Origin of the sequence: Streptomyces sp. NPDC018947 (assembly GCF_044390505.1) — a bacterium.
Taxonomy (GTDB): Bacteria; Actinomycetota; Actinomycetes; order Streptomycetales; family Streptomycetaceae; genus Streptomyces.
The window spans coordinates 35919-50987 of record NZ_JBIRZD010000016.1 but is presented as its reverse complement, the minus strand read 5'-3'; the positions used below and the strand labels follow the sequence as shown (position 1 = coordinate 50987).

At 71.2% G+C, this 15069-nt stretch carries 16 protein-coding genes; 10 read left to right on the top strand and 6 right to left on the bottom strand.

Going from position 1 to position 15069, the window contains the following annotated elements:
* Positions 1 to 595 precede the first annotated feature (595 nt).
* The 3 genes from ACH499_RS27295 to ACH499_RS27285 are packed head-to-tail and all read left to right on the top strand — an operon-like array spanning position 596 to position 3309.
* The gene (locus ACH499_RS27295) at positions 596 to 1561 is read left to right on the top strand and encodes an ABC transporter substrate-binding protein (protein ID WP_399018994.1); all 966 of its coding nucleotides are present in this window, start codon (positions 596 to 598) and stop codon (positions 1559 to 1561) included.
* Between the two features lie 36 nt (positions 1562 to 1597).
* Positions 1598 to 2536: an amino acid ABC transporter permease gene (locus ACH499_RS27290; protein WP_356201783.1), complete on the top strand. Its 939-nt coding sequence runs from the start codon at positions 1598 to 1600 to the stop codon at positions 2534 to 2536.
* A complete protein-coding gene (locus tag ACH499_RS27285; protein ID WP_356201785.1) occupies positions 2533 to 3309 on the top strand; it encodes an amino acid ABC transporter ATP-binding protein in 777 nt (258 codons plus the stop codon). Before ACH499_RS27290 ends, ACH499_RS27285 begins: the two co-directional genes overlap by 4 nt.
* Positions 3310 to 3359: 50 nt before the next feature.
* On the opposite strand, the gene ACH499_RS27280 is transcribed toward ACH499_RS27285, so the two are convergent.
* Entirely contained in the window at positions 3360 to 4130 is a 771-nt protein-coding gene (locus ACH499_RS27280; RefSeq protein WP_399018991.1) for a class I SAM-dependent methyltransferase, read from the bottom strand.
* 100 nt (positions 4131 to 4230) lie between these two features.
* Between ACH499_RS27280 and ACH499_RS27275 the strand changes: the two genes are divergently transcribed.
* Positions 4231 to 4881, top strand: coding sequence for a CGNR zinc finger domain-containing protein (locus ACH499_RS27275; RefSeq protein WP_399018988.1), 651 nt, complete (start codon positions 4231 to 4233; stop codon positions 4879 to 4881).
* Here the strand turns inward: ACH499_RS27275 and sodX are convergent.
* Complete coding sequence (gene sodX, locus ACH499_RS27270) at positions 4764 to 5201, bottom strand: nickel-type superoxide dismutase maturation protease (RefSeq protein ID WP_399018986.1); 438 nt, start codon at positions 5199 to 5201, stop codon at positions 4764 to 4766. The genes ACH499_RS27275 and sodX overlap by 118 nt on opposite strands.
* 145 nt (positions 5202 to 5346) lie before the next feature.
* Here sodX and sodN point away from each other — a divergent pair, with 145 nt between their 5' ends.
* Positions 5347 to 5742 (top strand): superoxide dismutase, Ni, encoded by a 396-nt coding sequence (gene sodN, locus ACH499_RS27265; RefSeq protein ID WP_019326937.1) that lies wholly within the window; start codon positions 5347 to 5349, stop codon positions 5740 to 5742.
* 156 nt (positions 5743 to 5898) lie between these two features.
* Here the strand turns inward: sodN and ACH499_RS27260 are convergent, their stop codons facing one another.
* The 3 genes from ACH499_RS27260 to ACH499_RS27250 all read right to left on the bottom strand — a co-directional run bounded on the left by ACH499_RS27260 (position 5899) and on the right by ACH499_RS27250 (position 9419).
* Positions 5899 to 6525 (bottom strand): GNAT family N-acetyltransferase, encoded by a 627-nt coding sequence (locus ACH499_RS27260; RefSeq protein ID WP_399018984.1) that lies wholly within the window; start codon positions 6523 to 6525, stop codon positions 5899 to 5901.
* 214 nt (positions 6526 to 6739) lie between these two features.
* Positions 6740 to 7924 carry a family 2 encapsulin nanocompartment cargo protein polyprenyl transferase gene (locus ACH499_RS27255; protein WP_356201794.1) on the bottom strand — a complete coding sequence of 395 codons (1185 nt, stop codon included), beginning with the start codon at positions 7922 to 7924 and terminating at the stop codon, positions 6740 to 6742.
* A gap of 88 nt (positions 7925 to 8012) precedes the next feature.
* Positions 8013 to 9419 carry a family 2B encapsulin nanocompartment shell protein gene (locus ACH499_RS27250; RefSeq protein ID WP_356201795.1) on the bottom strand — a complete coding sequence of 469 codons (1407 nt, stop codon included), beginning with the start codon at positions 9417 to 9419 and terminating at the stop codon, positions 8013 to 8015.
* A gap of 351 nt (positions 9420 to 9770) precedes the next feature.
* Here ACH499_RS27250 and ACH499_RS27245 point away from each other — a divergent pair, with 351 nt between their 5' ends.
* Positions 9771 to 10349, top strand: a complete 579-nt coding sequence (locus tag ACH499_RS27245; RefSeq protein WP_399019150.1) for an N-acetylmuramoyl-L-alanine amidase — start codon at positions 9771 to 9773, stop codon at positions 10347 to 10349.
* 37 nt (positions 10350 to 10386) lie between these two features.
* Positions 10387 to 11295 (top strand): 1-aminocyclopropane-1-carboxylate deaminase/D-cysteine desulfhydrase, encoded by a 909-nt coding sequence (locus ACH499_RS27240; protein WP_399018982.1) that lies wholly within the window; start codon positions 10387 to 10389, stop codon positions 11293 to 11295.
* A gap of 63 nt (positions 11296 to 11358) precedes the next feature.
* Here the strand turns inward: ACH499_RS27240 and ACH499_RS27235 are convergent, their stop codons facing one another.
* Positions 11359 to 12954: a Na+/H+ antiporter gene (locus tag ACH499_RS27235; protein ID WP_399018980.1), complete on the bottom strand. Its 1596-nt coding sequence runs from the start codon at positions 12952 to 12954 to the stop codon at positions 11359 to 11361.
* 61 nt (positions 12955 to 13015) lie between these two features.
* Between ACH499_RS27235 and ACH499_RS27230 the strand changes: the two genes are divergently transcribed.
* From ACH499_RS27230 to ACH499_RS27220, 3 genes are all read left to right on the top strand, one after another.
* Positions 13016 to 13276, top strand: a complete 261-nt coding sequence (locus ACH499_RS27230; protein ID WP_356201799.1) for a UBP-type zinc finger domain-containing protein — start codon at positions 13016 to 13018, stop codon at positions 13274 to 13276.
* 261 nt (positions 13277 to 13537) lie between these two features.
* Positions 13538 to 13951: an anti-sigma regulatory factor gene (locus ACH499_RS27225; RefSeq protein ID WP_003973726.1), complete on the top strand. Its 414-nt coding sequence runs from the start codon at positions 13538 to 13540 to the stop codon at positions 13949 to 13951.
* 17 nt (positions 13952 to 13968) lie between these two features.
* Complete coding sequence (locus ACH499_RS27220) at positions 13969 to 15060, top strand: SigB/SigF/SigG family RNA polymerase sigma factor (RefSeq protein ID WP_399018977.1); 1092 nt, start codon at positions 13969 to 13971, stop codon at positions 15058 to 15060.
* The last annotated feature ends 9 nt before the right edge of the window (positions 15061 to 15069 follow it).

Below are 15069 nucleotides of genomic sequence, written 5' to 3'. Positions count from 1 at the left end.
TACGGTTTGAGGGTTGTCCACTCCTGGTGAGGGGTGGGCGGGCACCACACAGGGACATGGCCGCTGTTGCGCATGGACCTGTGCGACGGGCGCGCCGCACACGCGCCCTGAGCCCCTGATGAGGGGTGTAAAGAACCTTCTTACCCGACGGACGCCGTCCGCGACGAGTCCGATAAGCGCAAGCTCACATGTCGGACACCGCAGGCCGCATGTCGGTGACATGGCTCATAGCCGGGTATCCGGTCAACTTCCCGACACCCCTTGACAGGTGCGGAGAACGGCATCCCGACCCGGATCCGCACCGGCGATCCACGTCCACATTCCGAGAAGTACCGAAGATCTTCCGGCCGGAGGGGTTGATTCCCGCAAAGGTTCGGTGGTGATGTACCGACCTGGTGCGGTTCGACGGGTCACCCGTTATCCGATTTTGACATGACGGCTCCCCTGAATGGCCGAGTCCGAATGGCAAGATGCCGTAACCAAACGAGGTCGCGACACTCGAAGGTGCGTGCACTCGTCGACCCACGGCGCCTGCCGGTCCCCCGGCCGGCGTCCCGTCCCATCGGCAACTCCCTCATCCGCCGGAGGAACCACCATGACCGCAAGCTCCACCCGTCGTACGATCGCCGCTCGGTCCCGGCTAGCAGCGGTCGGTGCGATCGCGGTCGCAGGCGCGCTGCTGCTCACCGGATGCGGCGACCAGACCAAGAAGAACGACTCCGGCGGCGGCGGCAAGTCCTCCTCGGGGGCCCCGCTCGCCGACAAGCTGCCGCAGGCGATCCGCGACAAGGGCGTCATCAAGGTCGGCTCCGACATCGCCTACGCCCCCGTCGAGTTCAAGGACGACTCCGGCAAGACGGTCGGTATCGACCCGGATGTCGCGGCCGCGATGGGCAAGCAGCTCGGCGTGACGTTCGAATTCCAGAACGGCACGTTCGACACCCTCATCGGTGGCCTCGCGTCCAAGCGCTACGACATAGCCATGTCCGCCATGACCGACACCAAGGACCGGCAGGAGGGCATCGACGCCGACACCGGCAAGAAGGTGGGCGCCGGCGTCGACTTCGTCGACTACTTCACCGCGGGTGTCTCCCTCTACACCAACAAGGGCGACGACCAGGGCATCAAGACCTGGGACGACCTGTGCGGCAAGACCATGGCGGTGCAGCGCAACACCTTCTCCCACGACCTCGCCAAGGACCAGGCGAAGAAGTGCGAGAAGGACGGCAAGAAGACCCTCAAGATCGAGGACTTCGCGACCAACCCCGAGGCCGAGACCCGGATGCGCTCGAAGGGCGCCGACGTCGTCTCCGCCGACTTCCCGATCGCCGCGTACTCCGTGAAGAACTCGGGCGGCGGCAACTACTTCGAGATCGTCGGCGACCAGGTCGAGGCGGGCCCCTACGGCATCGCCGTCGCCAAGGACAACACCCAGCTCCGCGACGCGCTGAAGGCCGCCCTCCAGGCCGTCATCGACAGCGGCGAGTACAAGAAGATCGTCGACAAGTGGGGTGTCGCGGACGGCGCGGTCACCGAGGCGAAGATCAACGGCGGCTCCTGACCGTCCCGCCCGACGCGGCTCTGAAAGGCTCCCTCCGTGACTGTTGACGTCAACAAGACGACCGGTCCCGACGCGAGGCCCCCCGCCGGGCCGGAGGCCATCAAGGCCATTCCGGTCCGGCACCCGGGGCGGTACGTGTCCGCGGCCGTCGCCCTCGCCCTCCTGGGCGCGGTCATCTACGCCTTCGCCCAAGGCAAGATCAACTGGGGCGCGATCCCCGACTACTTCTTCGACGACCGCATCCTCGACGGCGTCTGGAACACCCTGGTCCTCACGGTGCTGTCGATGGTGATCGGCATCGTCGGCGGCGTCCTGCTCGCCGTGATGAGGCTGTCCAAGAACCCGGTGACCTCGTCGGTGGCGTGGTTCTACATCTGGTTCTTCCGCGGCACTCCGGTCCTCGTCCAGCTCTTCGTCTGGTTCAACCTCGGCCTGGTCTTCGAGTACATCAACCTGGGCCCGGTCTACAAGGACTACTGGTCGTCCTTCATGACGCCGTTGCTGACGGCGCTGCTCGGCCTGGGTCTCAACGAGGCCGCCTACATGGCCGAGATCTGCCGTGCCGGCCTGCTCTCGGTGGACGAGGGGCAGACCGAGGCGTCGCACGCCCTCGGCATGAGCCACACCAAGACGCTCCGCCGGATCGTCATCCCGCAGGCGATGCGCGTCATCGTGCCGCCCACGGGCAACGAGGTCATCAACATGCTGAAGACGACGTCGCTCGTCTCGGCGGTGCAGTTCTACGACCTCTTCAAGCAGGCCCAGGACATCGGCCAGAACGCCGGCTCCACGGTCGAGATGTACTTCCTGGCCGCCGCCTGGTACCTGATCATGACCTCGATCCTGAGCGTCGGCCAGTACTACGTCGAGCGGTACTACGCCCGCGGCTCCAGCCGCACTCTGCCGCCGACGCCGCTGCAGCGCTTCAAGGCCGCGGTCCTCCCCACGCGCCGTCCGAAGGGAGTCGCGGCATGAAGCAGTCCTCCTCCCACGCCATGGTGAAGGCCGAGGGCGTCCACAAGTCCTTCGGTGCCGTCGACGTCCTCAAGGGCATCGACCTGGAGGTGAAGTCGGGCGAGGTCTTCTGCCTGATCGGCCCGTCCGGCTCCGGCAAGTCCACCTTCCTCAGGTGCATCAACCACCTCGAGAAGATCAACGCCGGACGTCTGTACGTCGACGGCGAGCTGGTCGGCTACCGCCAGAAGGGCGACAAGCTCTACGAGCTGAAGGACAGCGAGGTCGCCCTCAAGCGCCGGGACATCGGCATGGTCTTCCAGCGCTTCAACCTGTTCCCGCACATGACGGCCGTCGAGAACGTCATGGAGGCCCCGGTCCAGGTCAAGGGCATCGGCAAGGGCCAGGCCAGGGAGCGCGCGATGCAGCTCCTGGAGCGCGTGGGCCTGGCCGACAAGGCCGGCAACTACCCCTCGCAGCTCTCCGGCGGCCAGCAGCAGCGGGTCGCCATCGCCCGGGCCCTCGCCATGGACCCGAAGCTGATGCTGTTCGACGAGCCGACCTCGGCACTGGACCCCGAGCTGGTCGGTGACGTCCTCGACGTCATGCGCGACCTCGCCGAGTCCGGCATGACGATGGTCGTGGTGACCCACGAGATGGGCTTCGCCCGCGAGGTGGGCGACAGCCTGGTCTTCATGGACGGCGGCGTGGTGGTCGAGTCGGGCAACCCGCGCGACGTGCTGACCGACCCGCAGCACGAGAGGACCAGGTCCTTCCTGTCCAAGGTCCTCTGAGCACCACCGACGGCGAGGGGCGGTACGGATCTCCGTACCGCCCCTCGCCGCTACTTCAGGGCCAGCAGCAGCGTGTCCGAGGGCGAGCACCACACCGGCCGCGCTTCGCTGAAGCCCTTCTCGCGCAGCACCCGCGCGTGCCAGGCCGCCGAGGGCATGTCGCCGTCGGCGTGTTCGCCGTAGATCTCGAAGCGCCGGGCGGTCGGCTCCGCGAGGACGGGGTCCTTCGCGGCGAGCTGCCACCATTCGGACCAGTCGAGGGCCCCCTCCCGCCGGGCGCTCTCCATGCGGGCGTGCCGCTGCGCGCGCTCCGCCGCGTTGATCCTGGGCGTCGTCTCGTCGATCATGTGGTCGGCGTTCATGAAGACACCACCGTCGCGGACCAGCTCCGCGACCCGGCCGTAGAGGGCTGCGAGGGGTTCGGCGTGGAACCAGTGCAGGGCCGTCGCGGTCAGGACGGCGTCGTAGGAGTCGTACGGCAGCTTCGCCGGCCAGTCGGGGTCCTTGAGGTCGGCGGCGACGAAGGAGACCCGGTCGTCGCCCGCGAAGGTGCCCTCCGCGATGGCGAGCAGCGCGGGGTCGAGGTCCACGCCGGTGCTGGTGGCGCCGGGGAAGCGGGCGAGCAGCCGGGCGGTGATGGTGCCGGTGCCGCAGGCGAGGTCGAGCACGCGCGGCGCGGGGCCGGTCAGCGCCTCGACCATGTCGAGCATGATCCGGAAGCGTTCCTCGCGGTCGGGCATGTACCACTCCTGCTGGCGGTCCCAGCTCTCCTGCCAGGCGTTCCAGTCGGCGGTGGCCGTGGTGATCTCCGCGTCCGTCATCGAGCCCCTCCCTCTCCTCGCACACGTAATACCCTGTAGACACGATCAGCTATTACCTGACCGCAGGCACGACCATAGAGCCCCTTCGTAAGGACTACAAGTGGAACTGGCCTATTACTCGGATTACGCCGTACGTCTCGTCAACACCGAGGAACCGGCCCGGGGACAGGACTCCCTGACCTCGGTCGAGGCCGTCCGCGAACTCTTCGGCGCGAACCACTCGGCGGCCCGGCGGGCCACGGACTCGGACGTGACCCGGTTCCGCTCGGTGCGGGGACGGCTGCGCGCGGTCTTCGAGGCGGCCAACACCGGCGACGAGACCCTCGCCGTGGACCTGCTGAACTCCCTGCTCCTGGAGTTCCCGGTGAGCCCGCAGATCTCCGGCCACGACCAGCGCGACGACGACGGCCGCCCCCTGTGGCACATGCACCTGGCGGACCATCCGTCCAACGCGACCGCCGGTTTCGCCGCCATCGCCGCGATGGGCCTGGCCTTCCACCTCACCGAGTACGGCGTGGACCGGCTCGGCCTGTGCGAGGCGACCCCCTGCCGCAACGCCTACCTGGACACGTCCACCAACCGCTCGCGCCGCTACTGCTCCGACCGCTGCGCCACCCGGGCCAACGTCGCCGCCTACCGTGCCCGCAAACGCCTGGAGGCGGACCGGTCGGACAGCACCGGCCTCAGCGCCGAGACGGCCCAGCGGACCACGGCGAACGGCGAACGCCGACCGGAGCGCGGCGGCCGGTAACGGAACCGCACCCTGCCCAGCACGAGGTCCTCGGGGACCACCCCGTAGTCGGTGCTGTCGCCGCCGGCGAAGGCGTTGTCCCCGAGCACCCACCAGCCGGCCCCGCGCCGCTCCGCCGCCCGTTTGACGACGAGCAGGTCCTGCTGGAAGGGATGCCGCAGCACGACCACGTCACCGGGCCGCACCCGCGCCCCCCAGTGCACGAGCAGCAGGTCGCCGTGGTGCAGCGTGGGCACCATCGACGGCCCGGTCACCTCGGCCGGCCCGAAGGGCAAGGCCCCTCTCGCGCGCTCGGTCTCCCGCGACAACTGCTCCGGCATACCCCGGCACCTCCCCGGTCTTTCCTCCACCAGTCTCAGTCTCACCCCGGACTTTTGTCCTAAGCCCACGGGGGCACCCGCGAAATCGGGCCTCCCAGGGAGTAATGTCCCCCCTGAGAAGACGATCACGAGGAAGGAACGCTCCATGCTTTCCCGACTGTTTGCCCCCAAGGTCACGGTCAGCGCCCACTGCGACCTGCCCTGCGGCGTGTACGACCCGGCCCAGGCCCGCATCGAGGCGGAGTCGGTGAAGGCCGTCCAGGAGAAGATGGCCGGCAACGACGACCCGCACTTCCAGACGCGCGCCACGGTCATCAAGGAGCAGCGCGCCGAGCTCGCGAAGCACCACGTCTCCGTGCTCTGGAGCGACTACTTCAAGCCCCCGCACTTCGAGAAGTACCCGGAGCTGCACCAGCTCGTCAACGACACCCTGAAGGCCCTCTCGGCCGCCAAGGCGTCGAAGGACCCGGCCACCGGTCAGAAGGCGCTGGACTACATCGCCCAGATCGACAAGATCTTCTGGGAGACCAAGAAGGCCTGATCGCGCATCAAGCCCTTTGACCTGCGTCTTGCCTGATCGCAGAGTCTCCCCGCCCGCACCCGGCCCGCCCTCCGCCGAACACGGCGTCCATGACGGACCGGGTGCGGGCGTCTTCGTGCTGCCGCGCCGTGACGGGCGCGGCGCGGCGTGGTGCGCTCAGGCCGTCGCCGAGGGCTGCGGGTCGCGCCACATGGGCCACATGCGGGGGCCGTCCGGAAGATCCAGGGGACGCCCCGTGTCCACGAAGCCGAGACGTTCGTAGAGCACCCGGCTGCGGGCGCTGCTGGCCTCCAGATAGGCGGGGCGGCCCTCGCGGTCGCAGCGGTCGAGGACCGCGGCGATCAGCGCGGTGCCCAGGCCCTCGCCCTGCCGGTGAGGGGCCACGCCGATCATCCACAGGTATTCGTGCGCGCGGTCGGACGGGTGGATGCCCGCCGTCAGCCGGGCTATGAGCTCGACCCGCTCGTTGTCCGGGTCCACCGCCTCACGCACCCGGGCGGGCTCCTCGTCACCCCCGTCGCCGGTGTCCCCCTCGGCGCCGTGGCCGGCCGCCGGCACGGACAGCCACAGCGCGCAGGCGGCGCCGTCCTCGGTGATGTCGATGCGGCCGTCGGCGAGGACCGCGTCGGTGAAGGCGGCCATCAGCCGGTGGTGGGTCCTGCGGCGGTACTCCTCACCCGGGAAGACCCAGCCGCTCACCGGGTCGTCCTGGAACGCCTCGTCCAGCAGCCGCACCACCGGCTCCCGGTCGCCCTCCCCCGCCGTCCGGATCGCCACACCCATGCCTCGCCCGCCCTTCACCTCAACCACGCCTGCGTGTACGGCCGTTGAGCCTAGCGGGAGCCGCGCCCGCCCGCGGTGGCCGGTGGACGGCGGGCCCCGCACACCGTGGGGAAGTGCGGGACCCGCCGGGCCGGAGCCGTCGGCGGCGCGGTCGTACGACGCGGGTGCCGTACGGCCCTGTACGGGCTCCGGGGTCCTGCGTCGGCCCTGGCCGTCAGGTGCTGCGCCGGGTCACGAACTCGGCGAGGGCGAGCAGGCCGCCCGCCGCCTCCGGCTCGGGCACGGCGCGGGCGAGCTCCTGCATGGCCCGCGCCATCCGGTCGGCCGCCTGCGCCTGCGCCCAGTCCCGGCCGCCCGCCCGCTCCACGGCGAGCGCGGTGTGTTCGAGATCCTCCTTGTCCTTCTCGTACGGTGCCGCGTACAGCTCGGCGAGTGCCGCTGCTTCCGGCGTGCCCGAGGTGAGGGCGGCGACGACCGGCAGCGACTTCTTGCGGGCGGCCAGATCGGCGCCGGCCGGTTTGCCGGTGCGGCCCGGGTCGCCCCACGTGCCGATGACGTCGTCGATGAGCTGGAAGGCCAGACCGGCCTCGCGGCCGAAGGCGTCCAGTGCCTCGACGTCCTCGTCCGCCGCGCCGGCGTACAGCGCGCCGAGGGCGCAGGCGCACCCCAGCAGCGCCCCGGTCTTGGCCTCCGCCATCAGCAGCGTCTCCTCGAGGGTGACCTCGTCCGGGCCGCGCCGCTCCATGGCGGTGTCCGCGTGCTGGCCCTCGCACAGCTCCATGACGCAGTCCGCGAGCCGGGAGACCGCCGCGGCGGACGCCGGATGCGGGTCCGCCGCGAGCAGCCGCAGGGCCAGCGCCTGGAGGGCGTCCCCCGCGAGGATCGCGTCGGCGTCGCCGAACACGGTCCAGGCGGTGGGCCGGTGGCGGCGGGTGGCGTCCCGGTCCATCACGTCGTCGTGCAGCAACGTGAAGTTGTGGACCAGTTCCACCGCCGCTGCCGCCCGGACGGCCGCCGACCGGGCGCCGGGTCCGCCGAGCGCGGCGGCCGACGCGAGGACCAGCGCGGGGCGGATCGCCTTGCCCGCGTTCCCCGCGGCGGGCGTGCCGTCCGCGTCCTGCCACCCGAAGTGGTACAGCGCGATCCGGCGCATGGTGGCGGGCAGCGAGCCGATCGCGGAGCGCAGCTCGGGATCGACCGAGGCGCGGGACCGGCGCAGCAGCGCCGCCGCCTCGTGCTCGTCGGACCCCGCGGTCCCGCCCCCGCCGGGCCCGGCCGGTCCTGGCCCGCCGGCCGCCGGTCCGGGCTCCTCGTCGCGCTGCGCGCCGATCGGCCCCTGCCTCTCCAGGGTCCCTGTGGGACGTGGCGTCCCGGCTGCGCCGTGCGCGGCCTGTGTCATCGGCTCGCCTCCCCCACGCGTCCGCCTCCGTACCCCCCGGGGTGTACCCGCCCTGACGGGCGGGGACACGGCGTTCGGGAGACAGTCGTCACCGCCAGCGGCCGATCTCGACGTTCTCCAGGACGCCGAGCGCGTCCGGGACCAGGACTGCCGCCGAGTAATAGGCCGTCACCAGGTACTTGATGATGGCCTGTTCGTTGATGCCCATGAAGCGCACCGACAGGCTCGGCTCGATCTCGTCCGGGATGCCGGTGGCGCGCAGACCGATGACGCCCTGGTCCGCCTCGCCGGTACGCATGGCGATGATCGAGGACGTACGGGCCTCGGTGACCGGGATCTTGTTGCAGGGGTAGATCGGCACACCGCGCCAGGTGGGGATGCGGTTGCCGGCGATGTCGATCGTCTCGGGGACCAGTCCGCGCTTGTTGAGTTCGCGTCCGATGGCGGCGATGGCACGCGGGTGGGCGAGGAGGAGCTTGGTGCCGCGTCGGCGGCTGAGCAGCTCGTCCAGGTCGTCCGGACCGGGCACGCCGTCGTGCGGCTGGATCCGCTGGTCGTACTCGCAGTTGTGCAGCAGGCCGAACTCGCGGTTGTTGATGAGCTCGTGCTCCTGGCGCTCCTTCAACGCCTCGACGGTCAGCCGGAGCTGCTGCTCGGTCTGGTTCATCGGCTGGTTGTAGAGGTCGGCCACGCGCGAGTGGATGCGCAGCACGGTCTGGGCGACGCTCAGTTCGTACTCGCGGGGCCGGGCCTCGTAGTCGACGAAGGTGTGCGGGATGTCCGGCTCGCCGGTGTGGCCCGCGGCGAGGTCGATCGCCTTCTCACCGTGCTTGTTGGTGCGCTGCGCGGGGATCGAGCGCCGCTGCCGAAGGTGCTCGCGCAGGGAGTCGGCGCGCTGCGCGATGTGCTCCACCTCCTGGCGGGGCAGCACGAGCACCGTGCAGGCGGTGGCCGCGCGGGCCGTGTACTCCCAGATGGCGTCCCCGTCGAGCAGGGCGTGGTCGCCGAAGTAGGCGCCGTCGGCGAGGACTCCGAGCACCGCGTCGTCGCCGTACGGGCCGGTGCCGATCTTCTCGACCCTGCCGTGCGCGAGCAGATGGACCGCGTCGGCCTGACCGCCGAAGGAGGCGATCACCTCCCCCGGACCGAACTCCCGCTGCTCGCAGCGCTGGGCCAGCTCCCGCAGTACCTCCTCGTCCCCGTACGAACGCAGGGCCGGCAGCTCGCCCAGTTCCGCGGGGATGACCTCGACGCGGTCACCGGTCTTCACGAACGTCACCCGGCCGTCGCCCACGGCGAAGGTCAGGCGCCGGTTCACCCGGTACGTGCCGCCTTGGATGTCCACCCAGGGAAGTGTGCGCAGCAGCCAGCGTGAGCTGATCTCCTGCATCTGAGGTACGGACTTGGTCGTGGTGGCCAGGTTCCGCGCGGCCGCCGTGCCGAGGCTCTGCTGCGGCGCGGTCTGCTCGTCGCGGACCTCTTCGCCTACCGACATAAGGAATTGCCCTCCCGGTCATGCCGGGCGCCCGCGCCCGGCATCGATGTGCGTGGAACAGCCTTCCTCACGGAGCGTGCCGGTGCTATTACACGAAAGAGCGGGAATGGATCAGCGGCTGCCAGGGCAGAAAGGGAGGCTCGTCCGGCGGCGCGGCACCGCGCCCCCGCCGCTCTCCCCCGCCACCGTCCGGACGGGACTGTCCGGATCGGCTCGCACACGGGCCCGAACACCGGCGGAGCCCGCCCGAACAACTAGTAGGCAACGCTCCGTTTCGGTACAAGCACCGTACGAGGCGGTCGCGCCCGGCGACCGCCGCGCAGCGCGAAGGAGTCGGCCATGGCCTCACCCATGTCGGCGGGCAGTTTCCTCAGGGCACTCGAGGCGGAGGGCCTCAGTGTCGTCGAGGTCGGCGACTGGCGGCACCACAACCGCAACCACAAGGGCCCGTGGGGTCCCGTCCACGGCGTGATGATCCACCACACGGTCACCAGGGGCAGCGAGCGGACCGTGGAGATCTGCCGCAAGGGCTACGAGGGCCTGCCGGGGCCGCTGTGCCACGGGGTCATCACCAAGGACGGCAAGGTGCACCTGGTCGGCTACGGCAGGGCCAACCACGCCGGCCTCGGCGACGACGAGGTCCTGCGCGCGGTCATCGCGGAGAAGGGGCTGCCCCGGGACAACGAGGCGAACACCGACGGCAACCGGCACTTCTACGGCTTCGAGTGCGAGAACCTGGGCACCGGCGAGGACCCCTGGCCGGCGGCGCAGCTGGAGGCGATCGAGCAGGCCGCCGCGGCGGTCTGCCGCCACCACGGCTGGAACGAGCGGTCCGTCATCGGCCACCTCGAATGGCAGCCGGGGAAGGTGGACCCGCGGGGGTTCTCGATGGCGTCGATGCGCGAGCGGATCCGGGACCGGCTGAAGTGAGCACGGATCCCGTGCGGCGCGGCGCGACAATGGCGGGGTGACCAGCACCGACCCGTCCGGCCTCGCCGCGCTGCGCCCCCGCCTGCCCTCGCCGCTGCACGAAGCCGCGGACGAACGCTTCGAACGGCACGGGGTGCGGTTGCTGCTGAAGCGGGACGACCTGATCCACCCGGATCTGATCGGCAACAAGTGGCGCAAACTCGCCCCCAATCTCGCCCTGGCCCAGGGGCGTACCGTCGTCACCTTCGGGGGTGCGTACTCCAATCACCTGCGCGCCACGGCCGCGGCGGGCCGGCTCCTCGGGCTGCCCACGGTCGGTGTGGTGCGCGGCCAGGAACTGGCCGGCCGGCCGCTGAACCCCTCCCTGGCCCGGTGCGCGGCCGACGGGATGCGGCTGCACTTCACGGACCGCTCGACGTACCGCCGCAAGAGCGAACCCGCGACGCTGGCGGCCCTGCTGCGGGCGGCGGGCGCCGAGGGCGCGTTCGTCGTCCCCGAGGGCGGCAGCAACGCGGCGGCCGTGCGCGGCTGCCGGGAACTCGGCGGGGAACTGGGCGGGCTCGCCGATGTGGTCGCGGTCGCCTGCGGCACCGGGGGCACGCTGGCCGGACTGGCCGCCGGTCTCCCGCGCGGACGGCGTGCGCTCGGGATGTCCGTGCTCAAGGGCGGTTTCCTCGCCGACGACGTACGGGCGCTGCAGGAGCGGGCCTTCGGCGGGCCCCGGGGCACCTGGAGCGTCGACGACCGCTTCCACTGCGGCGGTTACGCCCGTGTCACCCCCGAGCTCGACTCGTTCGCCGGGGACTTCGAACGGCGCCACGGCCTGCCCGTCGAGCGCGTCTACGTGGCCAAGATGCTGTACGGGCTGCTCGCCCTGACCGAGGAGGGCGCGTTCCCGCGCGGGACCACCCTGGCGGCGGTCGTCACCGGCCGCCCGTTCCCCTGAGGGCGGGGACGGCCGTACGGCACGCGCGCGGGGGCACCGTCCGGGGCCTTTGCCCGCCTGCCTCTACGCCGTCTCCCGGTACGCCGCCGCCTCCTCCAGGTCCAGCCGGCGCAGCAGCGTCCGCAACATCTCGTCGTCGATGTAGCGGCCGTCCCGCAGCCGGACGAAGACCTCCCGCTCCACGCCGATCATCTCGCGGGACAGCCGCCGGTAGGTGTCGTCGACGCTCTCGCCGGTGACGGGGTTGGCCTGGCCGAGGCGTTCCCAGACGGCGTTGCGGCGGCGCTCCAGGACCGTGCGCAGACGGTCGGCGAGGGGCGCGGGAAGCGTGTTGCGCTCGTCGGTGAGCAGGCCGTCCAGGCGCTCCTCGGCGACCCGGGAGGCCTGTGCCTGGGCGTTGGCCTCCGCGAGCGTCTCGGCCTGCACGTCGCGGGGCGGGAACTTCAGCAGCCGGATCAGGGGCGGCAGGGTCACGCCCTGGACGACCAGGGTGCCGATGACGGTGGTGAAGGTCAGGAACAGGACGAGGTTGCGCTCCGGGAACGGCTCGCCGCTGTGCACGGTCAGCGGGATCGAGAAGGCGATGGCCAGCGAGACCACGCCCCGCATCCCGGCCCAGGCGATCACGAACGGCTGCTTCCAGGTCGGGTTCTCCTCGCGCTCGCGCACACGTGCCGACAGGAGGCGGGGCAGGAAGGTCGCCGGGTACGACCACACGAACCGCGCGGCGACCACCACCAGGAAGACGGCGAGCGCGTACCAGGCGGCCTGGGTTCCCTCGTACTCGCCGAGTCCCTTCAGCACCACGGGGAGCTGGAGGCCGATCAGGGCGAAAACCGCCGACTCCAGGACGAAGGCGACCATCTTCCACACCGCTTCCTCCTGGAGGCGGGTGGCGAAGTCGACCTCCCACGCGCGGTGGCCGAGATGGAGCGCGACGACCACCACCGCCAGCACCCCGGAGGCGTGCACCTGCTCGGCGGCCGCGTACGCGACGAACGGGATCAGCAGGGAGAGCGTGTTCTGCAGCAGCGGCTCCCGCACGTGCGTGCGCAGCCAGTGGATCGGCACCATGAGCACCAGTCCGACGCCCACTCCGCCGAACGCCGCGATCAGGAACTCGCCGATCCCGCCGGCCCAGGTGGCGCCCTCGCCGACCGCCGCCGCCAGCGCCACCTTGTAGGCGGTGATCGCGGTGGCGTCGTTCACCAGGGACTCGCCCTGGAGGATCGTGGTGATCCGGGACGGCAGCCCCACCCGGCGCGCGACCGCCGTGGCGGCGACGGCGTCCGGCGGCGCCACCACCGCGCCGAGCACCAGGGCCGCGGTCAGCGGCAGCCCCGGCACGATCAGGTAGGCCGCGCAGCCGACGACGAAGGTCGCGAAGAGCACGTACCCCACGGACAGCAGCGCCACGGGCCGCACCTGGGCGCGCAGGTCGAGGTAGGAGCTGTCGGTGGCGGCCGTGTACAGGAGCGGGGGCAGGATCAGCGGCAGGACGACGTGCGGGTCGAGGGTGTAGTCGGGCACCCCGGGGACGTAGCTGAGGGCCAGACCGGACGCGACCAGCAGCAGCGGCGCGGGCACCGGGACGCGTCTGCCCGCCGCCGCGATCGCGGCGCTGCCCGCCACCAGCAACAGCAGCGGCATCACGTCCATGGCCCTCGCCCGCCCTCTTCTTCCGCGCGGTGATCCGCACACCCGTCGTAACCTGGCAATCATGAAACAGTGCACGCACGCCGACGCGCTGCCGCACCCGGAGCCGAAGCCGCTGAGCGACACCTGCCCGGAATGCCTGGCCGAGGGCACGGAGCCGGTGCAGCTTCGCCTGTGCCTCACGTGCGGGCACGTGGGCTGCTGCGACTCCTCGCCGAAGCGGCACGCGTCGGCGCACCACGGGGAGACCGGCCACCCCGTGATGCGGACGTTCGAGCCCGGGGAGAACTGGCGTTGGTGCTTCGTCGACCACGTGCTCGTATGACCCTCGGACGACTGTACGGAGGGACGGTTCGAGCGACGTGCGCCTGGGTACGTCAACCCGGCGCGCGCTCTTTCGATTTGAGCCCGCCCAACCCCTAGCCACTGTGCGTGTTCGGGTGTTTACTATGAGTGACAGCGAGGGGTTGGGGGCTCGGGGACAGGAAACTTCGGAGCGCGATAACGTCACCGCTGAACCACGTGTCGCGTTACCCCGGGGGGCGGCCCCCGGCCCTGTAACGCTTGTACCACCTTGGAGGTGAGGGTGTCCCAGATCGCAGGCGAGCCCGCGACCCAGGACTTCGTGGAAGTCCGGCTGCCGGCCGCGGGTGCCTACCTGTCGGTGCTGCGTACGGCGACGGCCGGCCTCGCAGCCCGCTTGGACTTCACCCTCGACGAGATCGAGGACCTGCGCATCGCAGTCGACGAGGCCTGCGCGATCCTGCTTCAGCAGGCCGTGCCCGGCTCGGTGCTCAGTTGTGTCTTCCGCCTCGTCGACGACTCGCTCGAAGTCACCGTCTCGGCGCCGACCACGGACGGTCACGCCCCCTCGCGGGACACCTTCGCCTGGACCGTCCTGTCCGCTCTCGCGGGCAAGGTCTCCTCCGCCGTGGACGAGGACAAGACCGTTTCGATCAGCCTGTACAAACAGCGCGGCGCGGGACCAGGGCCGACGTGAGGAACGGGGACGGGCCGGTGCGGGACGAAGAGCGCGGCACACGGGAGCTGCCGGCCGAGGGCACGCGTTCCCAGAACGCGGCCCCACGCATGGCGGACGGCATCGACGGCATCCCCGAGCAGGCCCGCCCGCACCCGGAGGACGACGCCCCCGAGGCGGCCGGGAGCGGCGACGGCGCCGTGCGGAGCACGCCCACGGCCGGGCGGACCGGGGATGCCCCCGCCCGGCCCGGCCGAGCGGGGGCAGGGGCTCGGGAAAGGGCGACGGGCGGGACCATGAGCGAGCACGAGCGGCACTCCGAGGAGCAGGCGCCGGGCGCCCGTGGCACCGGCACGCAGGACACGCGCCACGACCCGCGGGACCGCAGCGGGGCGCGCGCCCTGTTCACCGAGCTGCGGACGCTCTCGAAGGACACCCCGGAGTACGCGGAGCTGCGCAATCAGCTCGTCCGCATGCATCTGCCGCTCGTCGAGCACCTCGCGCGCCGCTTCCGCAACCGCGGCGAGCCGCTGGACGACCTCACGCAGGTCGCCACCATCGGCCTGATCAAGTCGGTGGACCGCTTCGACCCGGACCGCGGGGTGGAGTTCTCCACGTACGCCACCCCCACCGTCGTGGGTGAGATCAAGCGGCACTTCCGGGACAAGGGCTGGGCGGTGCGCGTGCCGCGCAGGCTCCAGGAACTGCGCCTGTCGCTGACGACGGCCACCGCGGAGCTCTCCCAGCTCCACGGCCGCTCCCCCACGGTCCACGAGCTCGCCGAGAAGCTGGCGATCTCCGAGGAGGAGGTCCTGGAGGGGCTGGAGTCCGCCAACGCGTACTCCACGCTGTCCCTGGACGTCCCCGACACCGACGACGAGTCCCCGGCGGTCGCGGACACCCTCGGCGCCGAGGACGAGGCGCTGGAGGGCGTCGAGTACAGGGAGTCGCTCAAACCCCTGCTGGAGGACCTGCCCCCGCGCGAGAAGCGGATCCTGCTGCTGCGCTTCTTCGGCAACATGACCCAGTCGCAGATCGCGCAGGAGGTCGGGATCTCCCAGATGCACGTCTCCCGGCTGCTGGCGCGCACCCTGGCGCAGCTCCGGGAGAAGCTGCTGGTCGAGGAGTAGGAGCGGCGG

Coding starts and splice junctions, on each gene's coding strand:
- ACH499_RS27260 (WP_399018984.1), bottom strand. CDS start 6,525: ATGGGTGTGGCGATCCGGACGGCGGGGGAGGGCGACCGGGAGCCGGTG.
- ACH499_RS27245 (WP_399019150.1), top strand. CDS start 9,771: ATGTCGGCGGGCAGTTTCCTCAGGGCACTCGAGGCGGAGGGCCTCAGT.
- ACH499_RS27285 (WP_356201785.1), top strand. CDS start 2,533: ATGAAGCAGTCCTCCTCCCACGCCATGGTGAAGGCCGAGGGCGTCCAC.
- ACH499_RS27250 (WP_356201795.1), bottom strand. CDS start 9,419: ATGTCGGTAGGCGAAGAGGTCCGCGACGAGCAGACCGCGCCGCAGCAG.
- ACH499_RS27230 (WP_356201799.1), top strand. CDS start 13,016: ATGAAACAGTGCACGCACGCCGACGCGCTGCCGCACCCGGAGCCGAAG.
- sodX (WP_399018986.1), bottom strand. CDS start 5,201: ATGCCGGAGCAGTTGTCGCGGGAGACCGAGCGCGCGAGAGGGGCCTTG.
- ACH499_RS27295 (WP_399018994.1), top strand. CDS start 596: ATGACCGCAAGCTCCACCCGTCGTACGATCGCCGCTCGGTCCCGGCTA.
- ACH499_RS27280 (WP_399018991.1), bottom strand. CDS start 4,130: ATGACGGACGCGGAGATCACCACGGCCACCGCCGACTGGAACGCCTGG.
- ACH499_RS27255 (WP_356201794.1), bottom strand. CDS start 7,924: ATGACACAGGCCGCGCACGGCGCAGCCGGGACGCCACGTCCCACAGGG.
- sodN (WP_019326937.1), top strand. CDS start 5,347: ATGCTTTCCCGACTGTTTGCCCCCAAGGTCACGGTCAGCGCCCACTGC.
- ACH499_RS27235 (WP_399018980.1), bottom strand. CDS start 12,954: ATGGACGTGATGCCGCTGCTGTTGCTGGTGGCGGGCAGCGCCGCGATC.